Annotated in this window: 16 protein-coding genes; 9 read left to right on the forward strand and 7 right to left on the reverse strand. The window is 58.9% G+C overall.

The genetic code is table 11. From position 1 onward, the window contains the following. Positions 1–32: 32 nt before the first annotated feature. Positions 33–359, reverse strand: coding sequence for a hypothetical protein (locus AS181_RS22015; protein WP_058253630.1), 327 nt, complete (start codon positions 357–359; stop codon positions 33–35). 123 nt (positions 360–482) lie between these two features. Beyond that, positions 483–2,192 carry a DUF349 domain-containing protein gene (locus AS181_RS24735; protein ID WP_082653016.1) on the reverse strand — a complete coding sequence of 570 codons (1,710 nt, stop codon included), beginning with the start codon at positions 2,190–2,192 and terminating at the stop codon, positions 483–485. Positions 2,193–3,494: 1,302 nt separating this feature from the next. On the opposite strand from AS181_RS24735, the gene AS181_RS22035 reads away from it, so the two are divergent. Genes AS181_RS22035 through AS181_RS22045 form a run of 3 tightly spaced genes read left to right on the forward strand, consistent with a single transcriptional unit; the run spans position 3,495 to position 5,591 of the window. Beyond that, entirely contained in the window at positions 3,495–3,800 is a 306-nt protein-coding gene (locus AS181_RS22035; protein WP_058253634.1) for a type VII secretion target, read from the forward strand. Then, positions 3,797–4,894 carry a Tox-REase-5 domain-containing protein gene (locus AS181_RS22040; RefSeq protein WP_058253635.1) on the forward strand — a complete coding sequence of 366 codons (1,098 nt, stop codon included), beginning with the start codon at positions 3,797–3,799 and terminating at the stop codon, positions 4,892–4,894. The genes AS181_RS22035 and AS181_RS22040 overlap by 4 nt, the downstream gene beginning before the upstream one ends. 13 nt (positions 4,895–4,907) lie before the next feature. Next, positions 4,908–5,591, forward strand: a complete 684-nt coding sequence (locus AS181_RS22045; RefSeq protein ID WP_058253636.1) for a hypothetical protein — start codon at positions 4,908–4,910, stop codon at positions 5,589–5,591. A gap of 34 nt (positions 5,592–5,625) precedes the next feature. Here AS181_RS22045 and AS181_RS22050 read toward each other — a convergent pair whose 3' ends face one another. Both AS181_RS22050 and AS181_RS22055 read right to left on the reverse strand, forming a co-directional pair. After that, the gene (locus tag AS181_RS22050) at positions 5,626–6,207 is read right to left on the reverse strand and encodes an ImmA/IrrE family metallo-endopeptidase (protein WP_058253682.1); all 582 of its coding nucleotides are present in this window, start codon (positions 6,205–6,207) and stop codon (positions 5,626–5,628) included. Between the two features lie 2 nt (positions 6,208–6,209). Further along, the gene (locus AS181_RS22055; protein WP_331456760.1) at positions 6,210–6,581 is read right to left on the reverse strand and encodes a helix-turn-helix domain-containing protein; all 372 of its coding nucleotides are present in this window, start codon (positions 6,579–6,581) and stop codon (positions 6,210–6,212) included. 754 nt (positions 6,582–7,335) lie between these two features. Between AS181_RS22055 and AS181_RS24740 the strand changes: the two genes are divergently transcribed. Continuing rightward, the gene (locus AS181_RS24740; protein WP_082653017.1) at positions 7,336–7,695 is read left to right on the forward strand and encodes a histone-like nucleoid-structuring protein Lsr2; all 360 of its coding nucleotides are present in this window, start codon (positions 7,336–7,338) and stop codon (positions 7,693–7,695) included. A gap of 609 nt (positions 7,696–8,304) precedes the next feature. Here the strand turns inward: AS181_RS24740 and AS181_RS22060 are convergent. Continuing rightward, positions 8,305–8,625, reverse strand: coding sequence for a hypothetical protein (locus AS181_RS22060; RefSeq protein ID WP_139114252.1), 321 nt, complete (start codon positions 8,623–8,625; stop codon positions 8,305–8,307). Between the two features lie 120 nt (positions 8,626–8,745). Continuing rightward, positions 8,746–9,180 carry a hypothetical protein gene (locus AS181_RS25020; protein ID WP_139114253.1) on the reverse strand — a complete coding sequence of 145 codons (435 nt, stop codon included), beginning with the start codon at positions 9,178–9,180 and terminating at the stop codon, positions 8,746–8,748. A gap of 233 nt (positions 9,181–9,413) precedes the next feature. Here AS181_RS25020 and AS181_RS25025 point away from each other — a divergent pair, with 233 nt between their 5' ends. The 3 genes from AS181_RS25025 to AS181_RS22070 all read left to right on the forward strand — a co-directional run bounded on the left by AS181_RS25025 (position 9,414) and on the right by AS181_RS22070 (position 13,018). Further along, positions 9,414–9,761: a hypothetical protein gene (locus AS181_RS25025; RefSeq protein WP_139114254.1), complete on the forward strand. Its 348-nt coding sequence runs from the start codon at positions 9,414–9,416 to the stop codon at positions 9,759–9,761. A 168-nt stretch (positions 9,762–9,929) separates the two neighbouring features. Next, the gene (locus tag AS181_RS22065) at positions 9,930–11,921 is read left to right on the forward strand and encodes an HsdM family class I SAM-dependent methyltransferase (protein ID WP_058253639.1); all 1,992 of its coding nucleotides are present in this window, start codon (positions 9,930–9,932) and stop codon (positions 11,919–11,921) included. Continuing rightward, positions 11,918–13,018, forward strand: coding sequence for a restriction endonuclease subunit S (locus AS181_RS22070; protein ID WP_058253640.1), 1,101 nt, complete (start codon positions 11,918–11,920; stop codon positions 13,016–13,018). Before AS181_RS22065 ends, AS181_RS22070 begins: the two co-directional genes overlap by 4 nt. Positions 13,019–13,149: 131 nt before the next feature. On the opposite strand, the gene AS181_RS22075 is transcribed toward AS181_RS22070, so the two are convergent. Further along, a complete protein-coding gene (locus tag AS181_RS22075) occupies positions 13,150–13,377 on the reverse strand; it encodes a helix-turn-helix domain-containing protein (protein WP_058253641.1) in 228 nt (75 codons plus the stop codon). 303 nt (positions 13,378–13,680) lie between these two features. Here AS181_RS22075 and AS181_RS22080 point away from each other — a divergent pair, with 303 nt between their 5' ends. Further along, positions 13,681–14,547 carry a DUF4062 domain-containing protein gene (locus tag AS181_RS22080; RefSeq protein WP_139114255.1) on the forward strand — a complete coding sequence of 289 codons (867 nt, stop codon included), beginning with the start codon at positions 13,681–13,683 and terminating at the stop codon, positions 14,545–14,547. A gap of 68 nt (positions 14,548–14,615) precedes the next feature. Beyond that, on the forward strand, positions 14,616–15,758 hold the full coding sequence (locus AS181_RS22085) for a hypothetical protein (protein WP_058253643.1): 1,143 nt from the start codon (positions 14,616–14,618) through the stop codon (positions 15,756–15,758). The last annotated feature ends 518 nt before the right edge of the window (positions 15,759–16,276 follow it).

The following is a 16,276-nucleotide window of genomic DNA, read 5'->3' on the forward strand; positions in this document are numbered from 1 at the left end:
TGACCTGCCCAAACCCCGGCGCGGATGACCCGTTACGCCGCCTGCCCTAGCTCGTCGCTGACGATATCTCGGGCGTGTAGCGCTAGCGAAACCCACATCGAGTGCTCAGCGTTGTCCACACGCCAGTTCTCCATGACCATATCCCCAAGTACCCACTCTGCCCGGTGGGCGGGGATCGGGCGCTTAGACGAAGCGGCGGGGATGCGCACGACGAGCATGCGCTTCTCCATACACGCGAAGGCATGGCCATCCCAGTACAGCATGACGAAGAACCTGCTCAACGACACGCCTGCGATGCGCTCGTCACGCTCAAGCATCTCCCGAACGAACGCCTCTTGCTTGACGAGGTCCCCCGCCATGCTGATGAGCGCCTTGGCGATGCTGCGTGTGGACTCCGGATGCTGCGTGGCAGTGGCTGAGGCAGTTCAGGTGCAGGGAAATACGTTTGACGACATCGCGGCCCATTCTTCAGAAAGAAGTAGTCAGTACATGCTGCGCAGCTTTGCTTCCATATCGACGAGTGCGTTAACGATATCGTTCCTCTTGCCCTGCATGCTGGCGAGCTTGTTCCTTTTGTTGCTGATTGCCTCGTTGCGCCGACTAGCAATCTCCCAGCGCCGGGGGTTTTTGTACGAAGGTTCCGGGCGACTATATAGGTCAGACAGCTGAGATTCTGTACTACGGATTGCATTCTCAATGCGGCTCAGGGCTTCCTTCTTACGCTGGATTGCATCTTGAAGTCTCGACACTCGTTCTCGCTTTTGATTCTCCCAGGCGGCGTTAGCAGCCTGGTTGAATCGGTCCCTGGCACGCTGGAAGCGCTCCCACAGTTGGTTCTCCACATCCCGTTCGGCACGTCCAGCCGCCTTCCAGTCATCCATCAGAGTTCGCATCTCTTGGCGCGCCAGCTTAAAATCGGATGTGTTGCTGAGTGACTCCGCACGCGATACCAGTCGCTCCTTAGCGGACCTAGCTTGCTGCTGTTCTCGCTGTCGGTTCTGCCGCTCGACATCCGAGCGTCGCCGGAGTTCGTCTTGGGCCTGGCGAAACTGTTGCCATAGTTTATCCTCGTCAGTGCGCGAGGCGCGAGGCGCTGCCTTCCAACGGTCCATTAACCCTTTCATCGACTGCCGGGCAGACCGTAGATCCGTGGCACGGGAAAGCGATTGAGCTTCGCTCACTAGGGACTGCTTTGCCCTCACCGCCTTTGCTTGGTCGGCTTTCACATTCTCGAAGTGCTTCTCACGGTTGCGGTTGAATTTGTCCCGCGCACCGCTGAATTGCTGCCATAGCCTATCGCTATCATCCTTCTTGCAGTGCCCGGTAGCTTTCCAGCGTTCTTGAAGTCGACGGAACTGATCCCCTGTCGCCTTCCAATCTGTCGACGATACAAGGCGCTCAGCCTCACGCACCAGGTCTTCCTTGGCGCGTTTGGCCCGCTCCGAGTCGCGGTCCCTTGTTTCGAAGAACGCGGTGCGTTTGGCGTAGAAGCTGTCTTTCGCACTCTTGAACTCTTGCCATAAGCGGTCGTTGTCTTCGCGACGACACGACCCCGCGGCTTTCCATTCCTGGTCGAGCTTTCGCAAGCGCGCGGCCGTCGCTTTCCAGTCGGTGGATGCCGCCAGCCTATGGGCCTCTGCTACTATCCCCTCTCTACGTTCGAGCGCATGCTGCTGGTCACGCTGTCGACGTTCGTTGGCTTGGCGGCGGTTCTCAAAGAATGTGTCCTGCGCCTCCCTGAACTCGCGTCGCAGGCGGTCCCGCTCTGCGTAATCGATGGTTCCGGGCCGGAAAGTGTAGCGCGGATCGCGCCACACTGAATTCCACTGATGTCTAAGGCTGTCCATCGTCGCTTTGCCTGCTCGCCAGTCGGTCGTGGCGGCAGCCGCTTTAGCCTGCTTAACAAGGTTTTCGAGTTGCAGCGCGGCGGTGCGGTTGTATTCGTTGCGGGTGGACTTCTGTTCGTCTTTGCCAGGGGTCGAAGGGAAGATCGCGGCCGACCAGCGTCGATCATGATGGTCAAGCTTGCCGTCGCTGCCCCGCCAGATATGCACATGGTCGTTCCACGGCTGAATGTCGCTGAGGTGGCCGAGAGCTACCAACACATCGTCGCTGTCGGCCGCGAACTTCAAGGTGACATACCGTCCGTCATCCAGGCTGCCGTGTATCACAGACTCACTCCATGCAGGCATATCATGTCCCCCTCGTCTAGACGCGCTCTGAAGAGGCAGTCTCGAAACGAGCGCAACCGCTGGTCAGAGTCCCAGGCCTTGATTGTGCCGCAGAAGACTCTATTGAGCACGTCGTTTGCTGACACTCTCCCGCTCTCCAAGTAGGTAAGGCCGAGGACCCGCAGCGGACCAGCGAGGCGGCGCACCAGATGGTTGTCAGTTTGACCGGTGTATAACTCACCTGCCGTTGCCTGTCACGGGATAAGATGGATCACAGAATTGATACTGCGCCGAAACCGTTGACCAACCGCACCCTGACGCCTCACACAAGACAGGGCGAACGCGGCCACGTAATCTCTCGGCAGAATTTCCGCATTCTAACTCAACTAAGAAACGATTCTTCTCTAACCAACAGGGACGCGATCATCTCATCCTCTCCAATTTCGCTTTTTAATTCATCAAAGGAACACAGAACTATGACCGGTTGCTCGATAGAATTTTTCAACCGAGAATCCTTGATTCGATCGAGATCCATTATATCTATCTCACTATAATAGTATGACCTAAGCGAATAGGTTCTATCATCCACGTAATAGTCACTGACTGTGACCTCGTCATGAAACTTTGAGAAGTTATTTAGAACGAAACCATTCTGGAAGAATAAGTCCATCAGACTTGAAACTACGCGCTCGTCTTCAGGGCTCAGTGAAGCCAGTGAAGTCTGAAACAATCCGTAGATGATGCTAGGGTTGTCTATGTCTACCGAGAATGGATCGGCCCTGCCTACTAGTACGAACTGGCGCGTCGCTCTGTCCCGCAGGAGAAAGTTCTGTTGATGAGTCATGAGTCTGAATTGCTTCATCTGTCAACTATTATACACTGGAATATTCTTCGGTAAAGCGCCGATGAAAGTGCTCGACGCGATGCTGCTTCTGGTTCACGCCGGCGGCGTCATCCGGATTGCAAACCGCGTTTGACCCGTTACTAGGCCTCATTCGAGTTTTTATATAGAGCTTTTCAAAGATTCCTCTCTGAGAAGCGAACGAACCAGCATCAATGAAGCAGTTTCCGCAACCAGTTGCAGGAGTTTCGATTCTTGCGCTGAACAACTCCAGCCCACGTGACATGCCCACAACTATGATCTAGAACAACCCACCGACCATCGATGGGGCCCCGACACGCTACGGAATATGGCAACGGCTCGCTCGTGGCTGCGCGACCCCGGCGGCGACAACAGGAACACGCGGCACCCCTGTGGATCGCATCATCGCCCAGCTGCCCAGGTCTGACACACTGTTGCCCAGGAATAGACATGGGGGATCTATGACGGACAACGTTTCGGCTCGGCCCGGGGACATGCGTACGTACGGCGGCGTCGTGAGCGCGGCATCGGCCGACATCTCCAGCGCCGCAGGTGGAAGCCGACTGGCCGCGGCGTCAGAGCAAGTCGCGGGCAGCAAGACTGCCCTATCGCTAGCGGTGCTTGACGCTGCTGTGAAGGCTGCAATCACGCGCGCGGCGGAGCAGTCCGAACCGGTGGGTCCGAGCGTGGTCAACGCCGCGGCCACCTACGAGAACGCTGACGAGTCCTCCGCCTCCCGACTCCGCGAAGGCGAGCTGCGCCTATGACAGCACTCACTCGATCCGCTGTCCGAGCCTGGACGGCGGCCGCTGCGGCGGCGACGGCGCGAGGTTCGCTCACATCGCAGGCGAGCGTGCTCGAGGCGGCCAGCACGCGCATCCGCGACGGCGGCAGCAACCTGGGTCATGACGGCGGTTGGTCCGGTATCGGGTATCAGAATGCTTTCGCCACTGTCGACCAGCACTACACCACCAACATCCGGACCGCAGACATCGTTACGCAAGCAGGCGATGCGGCATACAACGGCCTCACCGAGATGCACTACGCCGCGGTTGCTCTGCTCGCGCAGGCAGACGCCGCCGAAGCCGACGGCTGCAAGGTGAGCGACACCTGGCAAGTCACGGCCGCTGACACAGGCAGCGACGACGCTGAGGCCAGGGTGGCACTCTGGCAGCCGATCATCACCCGCTACTACCACCAGCTCGAGAATGCGGACAACGCCAGCTCCGGCAAAATCCAGACCGTCGCGTTCCCGCTGCTCCTTGGAGCGCTCGCGGGCGCCAGCCTCCTCGAGATCGCCGCCGTCGCGTTCGCAGCAGCCGCGGCAACTGTAGGCGTGGCCCTAGCCATCTCCTGGGCAATCGAGCACTTCCCCGACATCGACATCAACGAGCTGCTGAGCCGCAGCAATCTCGATACGACGGGAGGCGGGAGCGGCGAATGGGTACCGGAGAATGAAACCGGATGGTCGAAGGAAGCGAGCGACTACGAGCGGCAAGTCACCGGCACCGATTCGGGTGTGACCTACAAGATTCCGTCGGAAGACGCCCCCAGCGGGGCCATTAAGGTCGACGGCATGGAGCCCGCCACGGACGATTCCAGGGAAACGTGGATCGAAGCCAAGGGCACCGCCAGCTACGACTGGATGATCGAGGACGACGGATCGATCCGGAAGAACACCAAGTTCGCAGAACAGCTTCCCGATCAGTTGCAGCGTCAGTACGACGCGGCCGAGGAGCACGACGCCGAAGTTGAATGGCGCGTCGCCACCCCGGCTCTCGAAAAAGCGATAAAGCGACAGATTGAAGACCTCGGACTCGGTGATCGCATCCGAGTCGAACACATTCCACCGGAGAAATAGCAAAGTGACTTCGATGATCATCCTCGGCGAATGGGACTGGCGAGCACAGACCCTGGAATCGGCCGCCCAAGCCACGTCCCGGATGGTGCTGACGATGCCGAACGAGCCAACCGGCGAGTGGGTTACGCCCCGCAAAGAGGGCGGCACCTACTTCTACGACCCCATCGCCGATGCCTCAGATGTCTCCGATCTCATGGGGCGCATCGAACGAACCACGTTCGACGCGGCCGGCGGACGTCGCCCCAAGCCGGGCTTCGACATCAAGGTCTATCGACTCACCGACGCCAAGGACTACGCCGTCGAGTGCCGAATTCGCGCCGGTCTTGAAGGCCCGCGTGGCGTTCGCAATCACACGCTTGCCAGGCTGAACTTTGAGAGCGACGATCAAGTGTTGGTGGCCCGGGCGGTGAAGGATCACATGGCTGCTCTGGTCCGAGCCTGGCACCCGGACTACCTCAGCGCACACACCTACGAATTCAGAGACGCACAAGGCTGGGACTCGTCCACCCGTCAGATCCCGGTTGGATGGGACACCTATCTCAGTGACTCTGTCTCGCGTGATCTCGCGCTTCTCGATGGCAGCGACATCGCTCGTTCAGAGGGAGACGGCGGACTGTACCTGACGCTACCTGGCACTCCAGACGCGCCGAGCGTTGAGAGCGCGCGCCTTGTCAGGCATGCACTTGGATACGAGTAGCGAGTGTCGGTGTGCGGCGATTACACCGGGCATGTCAGCTCTGCCGGTGGGCCGAGCCGGTCTGCCGTATGGACGCACGACGCCGGATCTGATGTCCTCCGCTGATGTTCAATCGCCACCGCGCCATCGGCTCGCTAATTCCGTACATGTCCGCCACCGCGGCCGCAGACATACCGCGAATAGCGAGCTTACGTGCGACGTCCGTGGGGAGAAGTAGCTCACCGCTGAGAAAGTCCGCTTCTTCCTCGTGAACACGGTTGTCGGTCCGGCAGCCGTTCTCATCGACCAACCTCGCTGCGTGAGGATGTTCGCGTACCACGTGTGCCAGCTCGTGACCGAGCGTCGACCTGACGCGGGTCATCGGATGCAGATCGTTGACCAGGATCACCGACCCGAACGGACCAACCGGGATCTGCGCACCGGAGAACTTGCTGTAGCCCGCGGCACCAAAATACTCCCGAGACTCCTCGCTGGCGACCGTCGACATCTCGATCACCGTGACGCCGTACAGTTTGGCAAGCGCGAACGGATCGAAGACGCCGTCGTTCCCGGCGCCAACTTCGAGGCGCAGCTCTGCAGCAAGACGTCGAAGCTCAGCTTTGGTTCCGCGTGGCATGGTCATTGTTTCGACCGCACCGCCTGTTTCAACCGCACCGCAGCGTCGATGACGTCCTCGAGGTACTTCACGTCGTCAGCGTCCAGGTCTGGTCGCGCCCGTAGTAGCGGCGCGATCTCGGTCATCAGACTCGGGAGATCGTCGCTCTGCCCAGGCTCCCCCACAACGAACCGCTCTGCCGGGATCTTGAGGTAGGCCGTCAACGTCATCAGACCCTCGGCGTCTGGCTTATATCCGTTCGCGAGTCGGGACAGGAGCGAGGGGCTCACTCCGATGTCCTTCGCCAACTGCCGCATCGAGACCCCCCGCTCACGCCGAACGGCGTCGAGCGCCGCGTACAGAGCGTCCGTATCGATAGTCCGCTTCAAGCTCAACTTTGCTGTGCTCCCATGCTAGTAAGTGTTGCAGATTCGATGCGCTGGCGCACTTCCGGATCATGTTGTACTTTCGTATCAGCGTTTCACTTTCGAGACGCACGAATCTAGCTAAGGAGCCAGCATGGCCATCACGGCCCGTACCGGACAGCAATGCCCCGTCAGCGGCGTGTGGAAGGCGTAGTCGACGCCCTCGACAACCGCCCCCATCGCAAAGGGGAATGTGATGCCGCCCTACAACAACCAGGCAGTCACCTGGGAGCTACAGCGGCGGGCATGAACGTTGCTGCGCCATCAAGAGAGAGCGAGAGAGGGGGTGATTGAGGTGGCAAAGAACACCGGAAGCGGTTCGCGTCGCGGATCCGTTCGTTCCCGAACCCAGGTCTCAACTAAGAGCGGATACATCAAGCGAAACTCCAACACCGGCCGGTTCATGGACGTCAAGGCGGATGGGAAGCCTTTCAAAGGCGTCCGACGGGAAAACTAGCGATCGACCGCCGCGCCGGGCCTGGTGGTCACAAGGGGGAAGTCGTGACACCCAGGCCCGGCCGGCATTCTCGAGGTAGGCGCAGACATCGCGCCCAAAGGAGCAGAAGCCGATGATGCATGTGTACCAACTATTCGGCCGCCGGCTGTACCGTGATACGGAATTCCGATCGACTTCAAATATGCGACCTAAATCCACTCCGCCTAAGCATCCCCGAACCCAGGGACGTAGGCGCGACTCATTACCCAGTGCGCTAGCCTCAACCTCATGTCCCGAATTCAAACAGTCACCGTCGTTGACGATCTCGACGGACGCGAGCTTGATCCTGAAGAAGCCCATACTGTCTCTTGGACGTGGCTGGGTGTCGACTACGAGTTGGACGTCTCCCCCGCCAACCTCGACAAGATCGAAGAAGGCAAAGTAACGGTCGCCAAGCTGCTGACTGCGTCGACACGCGTTGGCGGGCGACGTCAGGTTCGTGGTTCATCGAAGCGAAATGGCGCCTCGAAGGCGAGTTCCTCGCAGAACGCACAGATTCGCGAATGGGCTGTAGCCAACGGTTTTGAGGTCTCACCCCGCGGACGTATCGCGCGCGACATTGTGGAAGCTTACGAGGCAGCGAACTAGGCCATGCGCCCCGGCTTATCACCCGGGCGAGGTCTCGCTGTCCATGCTTCGGTGTCGAGATCTTCGACTTGAACCGGAATTGGCTGACTACCGACTTCGTCCAGGCGCGTCCACCACGCCTGAAGTTGGTCTGACCTGGAGAGCTGTGCACATGCGCCGCAGCGCGGATCGAATGGTGACGCGTTCATGAGTCTTTGACGCGCTGCGCGCGCATCAGGTTCCATTGCGGAGAGCAGAGACTCGCCAGCTCCACCGGTCGCACTTTCCGGACCTAGCGCATGCCCTTGCGGAACCATCCACACTGTCCCACCGCGCGTTGGTCGGCAACGTCGTGGGCGCCAAGGTGTCACCACAGCTAGGACACGATCTGTTGGGTCGCCAGAGTGCAAAACCCTGCCGCCACCGACAGTCGGTGTCGTCACCGAGCTGCAACGTAGTAGAAATACCCATTTTGCTTCAGTGGACCACAATCGAGACCCATTGTGGACACGCCGCTTTATCCGCTTCCCCCGCGACCCAGATTCTGTGACGATGTCCCACGAAGCTGTTACAGCGCGAAGCAGGTGACTCGACATGGTAACGCCACGGCAGAAACTAGGTGCCCGCTGCCTACTTGGAGAGGCGCTTACGGATCATCTTGCGCTGAATCCAACCCTGCTTGACGAGCTGATCGCTGTCACGGACCCACCTGAGTCCACGCGGACCAGTGAACGCAACGTGGATATAACCTGCCGGCGCAGGCTGCTTAACTATCCGCTCGTCGGACAAGTCGAGCTCAATCTTCTCCTTCGACTTTATGTAACCGGGCGATGCGTTAACGATCTCAATTTGTTTACCAGTCCCAATGCTCACTTCCAGATCAGTAACAACGATGTCGCTCGTGTTCTCGATTGTGAGGATCGAACCCGACTTATGAATGATGATACGCATCGCGTCTTCTCTGCTCGACCGCCTCGTTTCCCGCCAATACGTAAACACGGCGAACAGAAAACTCGAGAATGCGACGATTGCACCCAGTTGCGATATCGTGGCCAGCATGATCGTCCGCGCTTAATCTCTGCGGGTTGCGCAGCCAGACGCAACCGAAAAGACGTACCGGTATCCGAGGTCTTTCGGTCTGACACGCATATTGAGCAGTTCAACCGATATCGGTCCAAGAATGCTCTTAGTGTCCCGGATGTATCGACTTACCCCCCGCCAATTATTGGGGACCAGACGCGGGTCGCGAAGACGGTTGATTTCTCTACTAATCGAGGAATCCGGACTGAAAGGAACAATGTCGGACCAGAGGAACCGGCGTTTCTTGCCGAGCCTCTTCTGCGCCTTGCTGGAATACTTCTTCGCGCGCATCGTGGTCGCCTCATCGATCAGATGATGAGACGCGCTAAGGATGCTGAGATAGTTGCGCCGCGTGCGCATCATATAGCGGTGCATGCTGGCATATTCGACCGCTATATCGTATTCCGAGATGTGCTGAGCAACCACCGCGTCAACCTCGCGCCCCAGCCGAGACAACTCAGCGAGTTGAGATGCAAGAAGTTCTCGGTAGCCCGACCGCGCAAAACTCGACTCAACACTTCGAAGGTCCCGAAGAATAAGATCGACCAATACGTATGCGTTATCGACCGGGTCAGCAGACGTGGACACGTTTACTTGGCCCCCCTATTTACATTAGTGCGGATGCTGGGCTATCCTAGCTTTAGGGGGAAGAATATAACATGAGATTCAATCAGGCGCAAGAGCAAGTCATACTAGGGGGAAGCGAGATGGAGGCAGTCTCGATTAGCTGCGACACACTCATTTCGACGGCAGGGCGCACATTGGCAAGAGACGAGGTTGAAAAGTTTCGGGATCTGGCTATTCGTGCGGCCAGAGCGGATTTCGCTCTGCCCGATCCAACTACTGGTCGTAAAGAGTTCTCAATATCCAAATCCGACGCCGAACTGGCGGTCCAAGCAGCGCGGGAGTTTTCTCCTTCAACAGAGGTGGCAGACTTTCTGCCGCGCAGCACGCAGACGGCAATCGCCGATATAGCCCTGTTCCAGATCCGCAATTCCGACGTCTAAGTCTGGGGTACCACCGACATCGAAGCCGCCGTGCCATGCCGAGGCGCGGTAGGTCTACGGATCACCCAATTAGTGTTCCCGCAGACGGCCTCGCCGTCCGGTTGCCACGCATCTGATACGTTCCATCCTGTATCGCTAGCGGGCAACAGACGACAGGGCCGGGACTTGATGGGCAACGAGAAGAGTACCGACCAGTTCGTGCGGGACATGCTGCGCGACATAGGTTTCAATCGTCCGTGGGAGCAGAGCTGCTCCGACGCCCCCGCGTACATCTACAGTGCACTGAAGGGCGGTTCCAAAGGCAAGAAGCGCGGGCCGGGTAAACCCGAGTTCCTGATCGAATCCGGCGACTTTCTGGTCGTGATTGAAGACAAAGCCGACCTGACGAAGTCGAAGCTCATCGTGAACGACGAGATCGACATCAGCCACCCTGCCCGGACGGAGTACGCACTCAACGGCGCCGCGCACTACGCCAAACACTTGGCCGACCGCATCGACAAGGGCGTCTTCGCCGTCGGTGTCGCTGGCGCCGAGTCACACCACGATGTCACAATCGCGTATGCCCAGAAGGGCTCTCAGCTAAAACTCCTGGCTGAGGTGGACGCTTTGACCGATCTCGCAGCGGACAACATCGCTGAGTATCATCGCGTCGCAGTCCTCGGCCAGCTACCACGCGAGGAGCGTGAGGCCCGCGAGATCCGAAGGGTCGCGGCTGGGCTCCATGAGGATATGCGCAACTACGCATCCCTAGAGGGTGAGCGCAAGGCCACTTTGGTGTCGGCGATTCTTCTGGCGCTCAAGTATCAGCCTAGCCTCATCGACGACCTCAAGGGCGAGAAAAAGTCGGGATTCACCGACGGTGAGAAGGTCTACAAGGCTGCTCGCGAGTACCTGGAGAGCGACGACGCCGATCTGAAGCCGAAGCAGAAAATCGGCGCCCTACTGGATCAGTTCTCGTTTATCAAATCACACGTGCTGCTTAACCGCGTGAATAATGACTTGGGCAACATCACGCCGATGAGGCGATTCGTCAGGGTGTTAGATCATGACGTCATCCATTCGGTATCAGACCCCTCCCGTTCCGCCTTTGACGTCCTCGGAAACTTCTATGGAGAGTTCGTGAAGTACGGCGGCTCAGACGGTAACGCCCTCGGGATTGTACTTACGCCCCACCACATCACTGACCTCATGGCTGAGCTTATCGACATCGATGCTGAAGACGTCGTAATCGATCCGTGCGCTGGCACTGCAGCATTCCTGATCGCGGCGATGCGCCGGATGTTCGACGATGCGCAGCGGCGCTACGGCAAGAAGCCAGGCCTGCTCGCGACCAAGCAACAAGAAATCCGCGAGAGTCAGCTCTTTGGCGTAGAGCTACAGGACAAGCTCTTCGCGATAGGCACCACGAATATGATTCTTCGCGGCGATGGCAAGGCCAACTTTCAGCGACACTCGATCTTCGACCTGGACCCCCAGGATCTGCGAGGTGAGCACGGTTTCACTAAGGCGCTCATCAACCCGCCGTACTCCCAGGCAAAGACCAAGGAAACCCGCCACCTCTCCGAGCTGTCATTTATCGAGCGCGCGCTGTCTCTACTTGATCACAAGGGTCGGCTTGCGGCGATCGTTCCGCAGTCGTCGATGGTGGGTAAGACCAAGGAAGACAAGGCCCGTAAGGCCAAAATCCTGGCTGAGCACACTCTCGACGCAGTAATCACAATGAACCCTGACACGTTCTACGGCGTTGGCAATCACGTGGTGATCGCACTGTTCACCGCGGGTGTCCCACACCCGGAATCTAAGAAGGTCGCGTTTGCCAACTTCAAGGACGACGGTTACAAGGTACGCCAGCACATCGGCCTAGTGGGCGACGGCAACGAGAAGTCACGGCGATCTCACCTACTGTCCGTGCTCAACGATGGCGTTGCCGAGGACACTGGGTTCATCGTCCGCTCAGAGATTACTGCCACGGACGAGTGGCAACACTCATTCTTCTACTTCAATGACCAGCCACCAACTTACGATGACTTTCTGTCGACGATGGCTGACTACGTCACGTGGCAGGTGGACATGCACTCACACGGTCTCGGCGACCTGATCACACCCACCCCGGCCGAGCCAAACACGGACGATAGCGACGCACAGGAGAACATTCCGTGACTGTGTTCTCCAACCTGCACTTCGCCCCGGTTCTGATTACCGACGTCTTCGAAAGAATGAATGCATCCGCAGCATTTTACGATAAGTCGAAGTTGTCCACTGACGGTGACGCCGTATATCCCTTCGTATCGCGCACCCGAGCCAAGAACGGAATCGACGGCTTTTGCCCGATCCAGGCTAAACCTCCTGAGCCTGGAAACGCGATAACTATCGGTCTTGACACACAGACAGTCACGTTTCAGCCCGCCAGCTTTTACACGAGTCAGAACATTCAGGTCCTCAGGCATCCGCAGCTCAATGACATGAATGGCCCGATACTAGCGACACTAATCGCTGGTCAAATGGCTCGATTTAGTTGGGGCGGCAACGGTGCGACTCTCGGTCGTCTACGCAAGACCCTAATCATGGTTCCTGTCGTCACAAACGATAGTGGTGACGCGGTCGTCGACTGGGACGGCATGACCGATCTCGGCAAAGAGCTTCGCGCACGGACCCGTTCCAATGCGGAGGCCGTCCGTCAGACACGTCCTGATGATGCCGACGACCTGCCCAAATTGACATTCGCGCCGATGTTCGTGGTCGATCACCCCGACATCGGCCAGCATGGCCTCTTTCGAACCCATAAGGGTAAGCGTCTAACGAGGGCGGACCGGCGCCCAGGAACAACGCCATTCGTGACCGGTTCACGCATGAACAACAGCATCCGGGACTACGCCAGCGTCGCGCCGATGTTCCCCGGAGGATGGGTCAGTCTCATCTACAACGGCGATGGCGGAACGGGGCACGCAAAGTACCAGCCTGTGCCCTTCAGCGCCTCCGACGACGTCATCGCGCTGGAGCCGCTTTCGGATGATGCAACTGAGTACGCGCTGCTCGTCCTCGTCACGATTCTCACCCACCAGTGCGTTTCCAAGTTTGGTTTCGGATACAAGCTCACTCTCGAACGCCTATTGCGGCAACGAATAATGGTCCCCGTGACCACCGATGGGAGCGGCAATCAGGCCGTAGATTGGGAGGGTATGACCGCTTATGGCCGTGCGCTTCGGGTACGTGCCGAACGGTCTATGGGTTGTCGTGGGCTAACAACTGCATCATGAGCACGAACGCCACGTGGGCGAATGCCTCGGGCCTTCTATCCAGCAAGCAGGCCGACCGCGCTGACACAGCAATACACCCTTTGCGCTCGCCACCGCGGCTAGCCATCTCGCAACAGACGGGCAGCGACAATTCACAGCTCACCAACGACGCGAGCGAGATCGATTCCAAGCGCGGCGCAGATGTGCTTCAGCTCGATCACATCCAGGCGCCGTTCGCCGCTTTCGTACTTGCTCACGAATGACTGGGGTTCACCCAGCCGCTCAGCGACCTGCACTTGGGTGAAGCCTGCTTCGACCCGCCACTGCCGCAGCAGCGCACACAGACGCTGGTACTCGGCGGTGTAGATCGACTTGTCCACCCCACAAGCGCACCTTGCGCCAGGCGATATCCCAATTTAGGATATTCGGACCGGCCGACGTGACGCCGGCAGGGTTCTTACACCGGGCGGGAGGTGGAGATATGGGCGGCGGAACTGGATTCGTTGGCGGTGGCACGGGCTTGATCTGAGCCCCGGCATCTGGACAGGGACCCCTGGGCGTCGTCTACACGCCCAGGGGTCCCTGTCATTCAAGCCTACGAGTTATGGGCGCGCCAAAGCGCAGACGCACTCAGCCGCGCCACTCGACCCCGTCTGTCGGTGCCCGGTTGCACAATCACCAACATGACAGAACAGATGACCGGAGTACTCGTTGTTGTGGCGTCGCCTGGCGACACCGCCGATGAACGCGCGACCGTCCGTGACGCGATCAATGACTGGAACATCCAGCGGGGACGCCGCGAGAAGGTGGCACTGCTCCCCTGGCTCTACGAACGACACGCTGTCCCCGGCATGGGCGACCGGCCGCAAGCAATCATCAACGGGCAAGCCGTCGACCAGTCGGACGTCGTGGTCGCCTTCTTCGACAGCCGTATCGGCACTGCCACCGGCGTAGATGTGTCCGGCACCGCCGAGGAGATTCAGCGTGCGGTTGACCTCGGCAAACCTGTCCACGTCTACTTCTCGACCGAGGCGATCCCCCGAGACGCGGATCGGGAGCAACTATCCGCACTCGACGACTTCAAGGAGAGCCTGCGGAACAAGGGGCTTCTCGGCGACTACAGCGACCCTTCAGGCCTTGCCGGCCAGGTGATACGCGCACTCGAGATGGACATCTCAGATCGAGGATGGGCGTCGGCACCAGCGCCAATCCCCCAGGCGTCTGGTGCGGTCCTGCGCTGGCATCACGATCACCGCACGGAGCAACGGGGCATCGACAAGAGCGGCAAGATGAAGCACCGAGTCATCGCTAACCGACTCGTCGTTCGTAACGACGGCAGCTCAGCCGCAACCGACATGACCTTCACAGTCACTCCAGTCGACGGCAGCATGTTTCACTTCGAGGCCCCCGACTCGCCAATCACCGTCGAGCGTGACTCAGAGCTCGGCTGGTCTTTGATCGCGATGGGAAGCGGTAGTATCCAAATCGACGCTGAATGGCTTGAAGGAGACGAACCCAAGTCTCAGCGATGGACGGTAAGCCTGAACTAGGAGACCTTCACCGGGAACACCAAACCTGCTGGGCGACTTAGCATTAGTTTGCTATACTAAACTTATTCATGCGCGACCCGCTCCAACGAATCCACACCATCAAGCTTGCACTCATCATCGTGAGTCTCAGTTTCGTGGGGTTCATTCTTATGGGCGCCAGCATCTGGCTCGTTACTGACGACAAGCTCTCAACCTTCGTGTTCGGCATAGGCGATGTGCTGTTTACCGCGGCCGCGCTCGGCCTTCTGGTCAGTGCATGGCTCGCAAGAGACGACGAAGCCCGCAACGACGCTCGCGTCGACCGGCTCCTCAAGTCGAATGTCGACGCATTTCGGAAATCCGTCATCGAAGGGTTCGCGTTCGACGTCGATGACCTGACGAGCGTCGCAACGCCGGACATGCTGGATGACATCACCAAGAACAGCCTCGCCCTTCGGATCGGCGACGCCGAATTCGCCGAGGAAGCCTACGAGGATCTCCGCGACCAGGCGATCAACACTAGTGAACGGTGGTACGACGCCAAGATCTCCATTCATCTGTCCGAGGACAAGGGTGCAGGCAGTTCGTCGACCCCGATGATCGTCTCAACCGTTCGTTGGGAGTACACGGTCGTACCGAAGCACGCCTCTCGTCGCTTCGCCGTCGTGTCCGATCGGCAGGAGTACCGCGAACTGGCCGGCGACTCGGAATTCACGTCAGCATGGTTCGTCCGCAAGGAGAACGGCGTTGATGCCAGCAGCCGCGATGCCTTCGAACTCGTCCAGTTCGCCGTTGACGGGGAGCAACGCACCATCCGCCGCGCTCAGCGCAAGGACGGGCAGCTTTACACCGCATCAGTCGGACGAGAAGCAGTGGACGCGCAGAGACCCGTCACCATCAGCTACACGTACCGAGTCCGTACACCTCAGCGCGGCCACATGATCCACTTCGACATGGAGCAGGCAACCCGGAACGTTGACATCGCTTTGGACTACAGCGACACATCGATCGACTACGTCAACGTCCTCGACTTCTTCGTGAGTAGCCACAAGACGCGTATCGAGCACATGCCGCCGAACGTTCCCGAACGGTCTATCGCTGTGTCGCATACCGGATGGGTACTGCCCCGAAGCGGGGTCGCCTTCGTTTGGGTAGCAAGGCGCTCCGGCGCGTCAAGTTCATCAGAAGAACCTGCCGTCACTGCGGCCACAGCCGCCCAATCAAACAATTGACGCAAGGATTCCAGCACACGACCGAAACAGCCGAGGACCTCCTCGGCGGACAATACCACGCCAGCCGATCCTGCACAGCATGCCGACTTCATCCAGCCCGGGTTGTTGGCCTCACGCGCTGCCGGACACTAGCGGTACGCACTGTTTCACTGTGTCCGTGCATCACCAGGGATTTTCGCTACAGGCCAGAACGGTGTGGGACGCTTCGCGACCTCGAGGAGAGTGCGGACAGGGGTCCTTGCGCTCCCATCGTGCAGCGTGTCACATTGAGGTCCGCCGCCTGGGGCGCCAGGTGTACACTTGAGAGCAGCGAACCCGTGATGCTATTGTTACAGTTTCGTGACCTTGATATAATTCCAGGATGGATATCTACCGCATAAATTCGAAACTAGCAACTACCAACATTGAGTACATCGATTTGCCACCTCCACCGGAACAGGAGCCAAAATCCATGGCGATGCGTCAGAGGTCACGCAGGGCAGTTGGATCGACTGTCTTGAAGTTTTCTGCTCCAATGG

The sequence above is a fragment of the Gordonia sp. SGD-V-85 genome, assembly GCF_001456905.1.
Lineage (GTDB): Bacteria > Actinomycetota > Actinomycetes > Mycobacteriales > Mycobacteriaceae > Gordonia > Gordonia hongkongensis.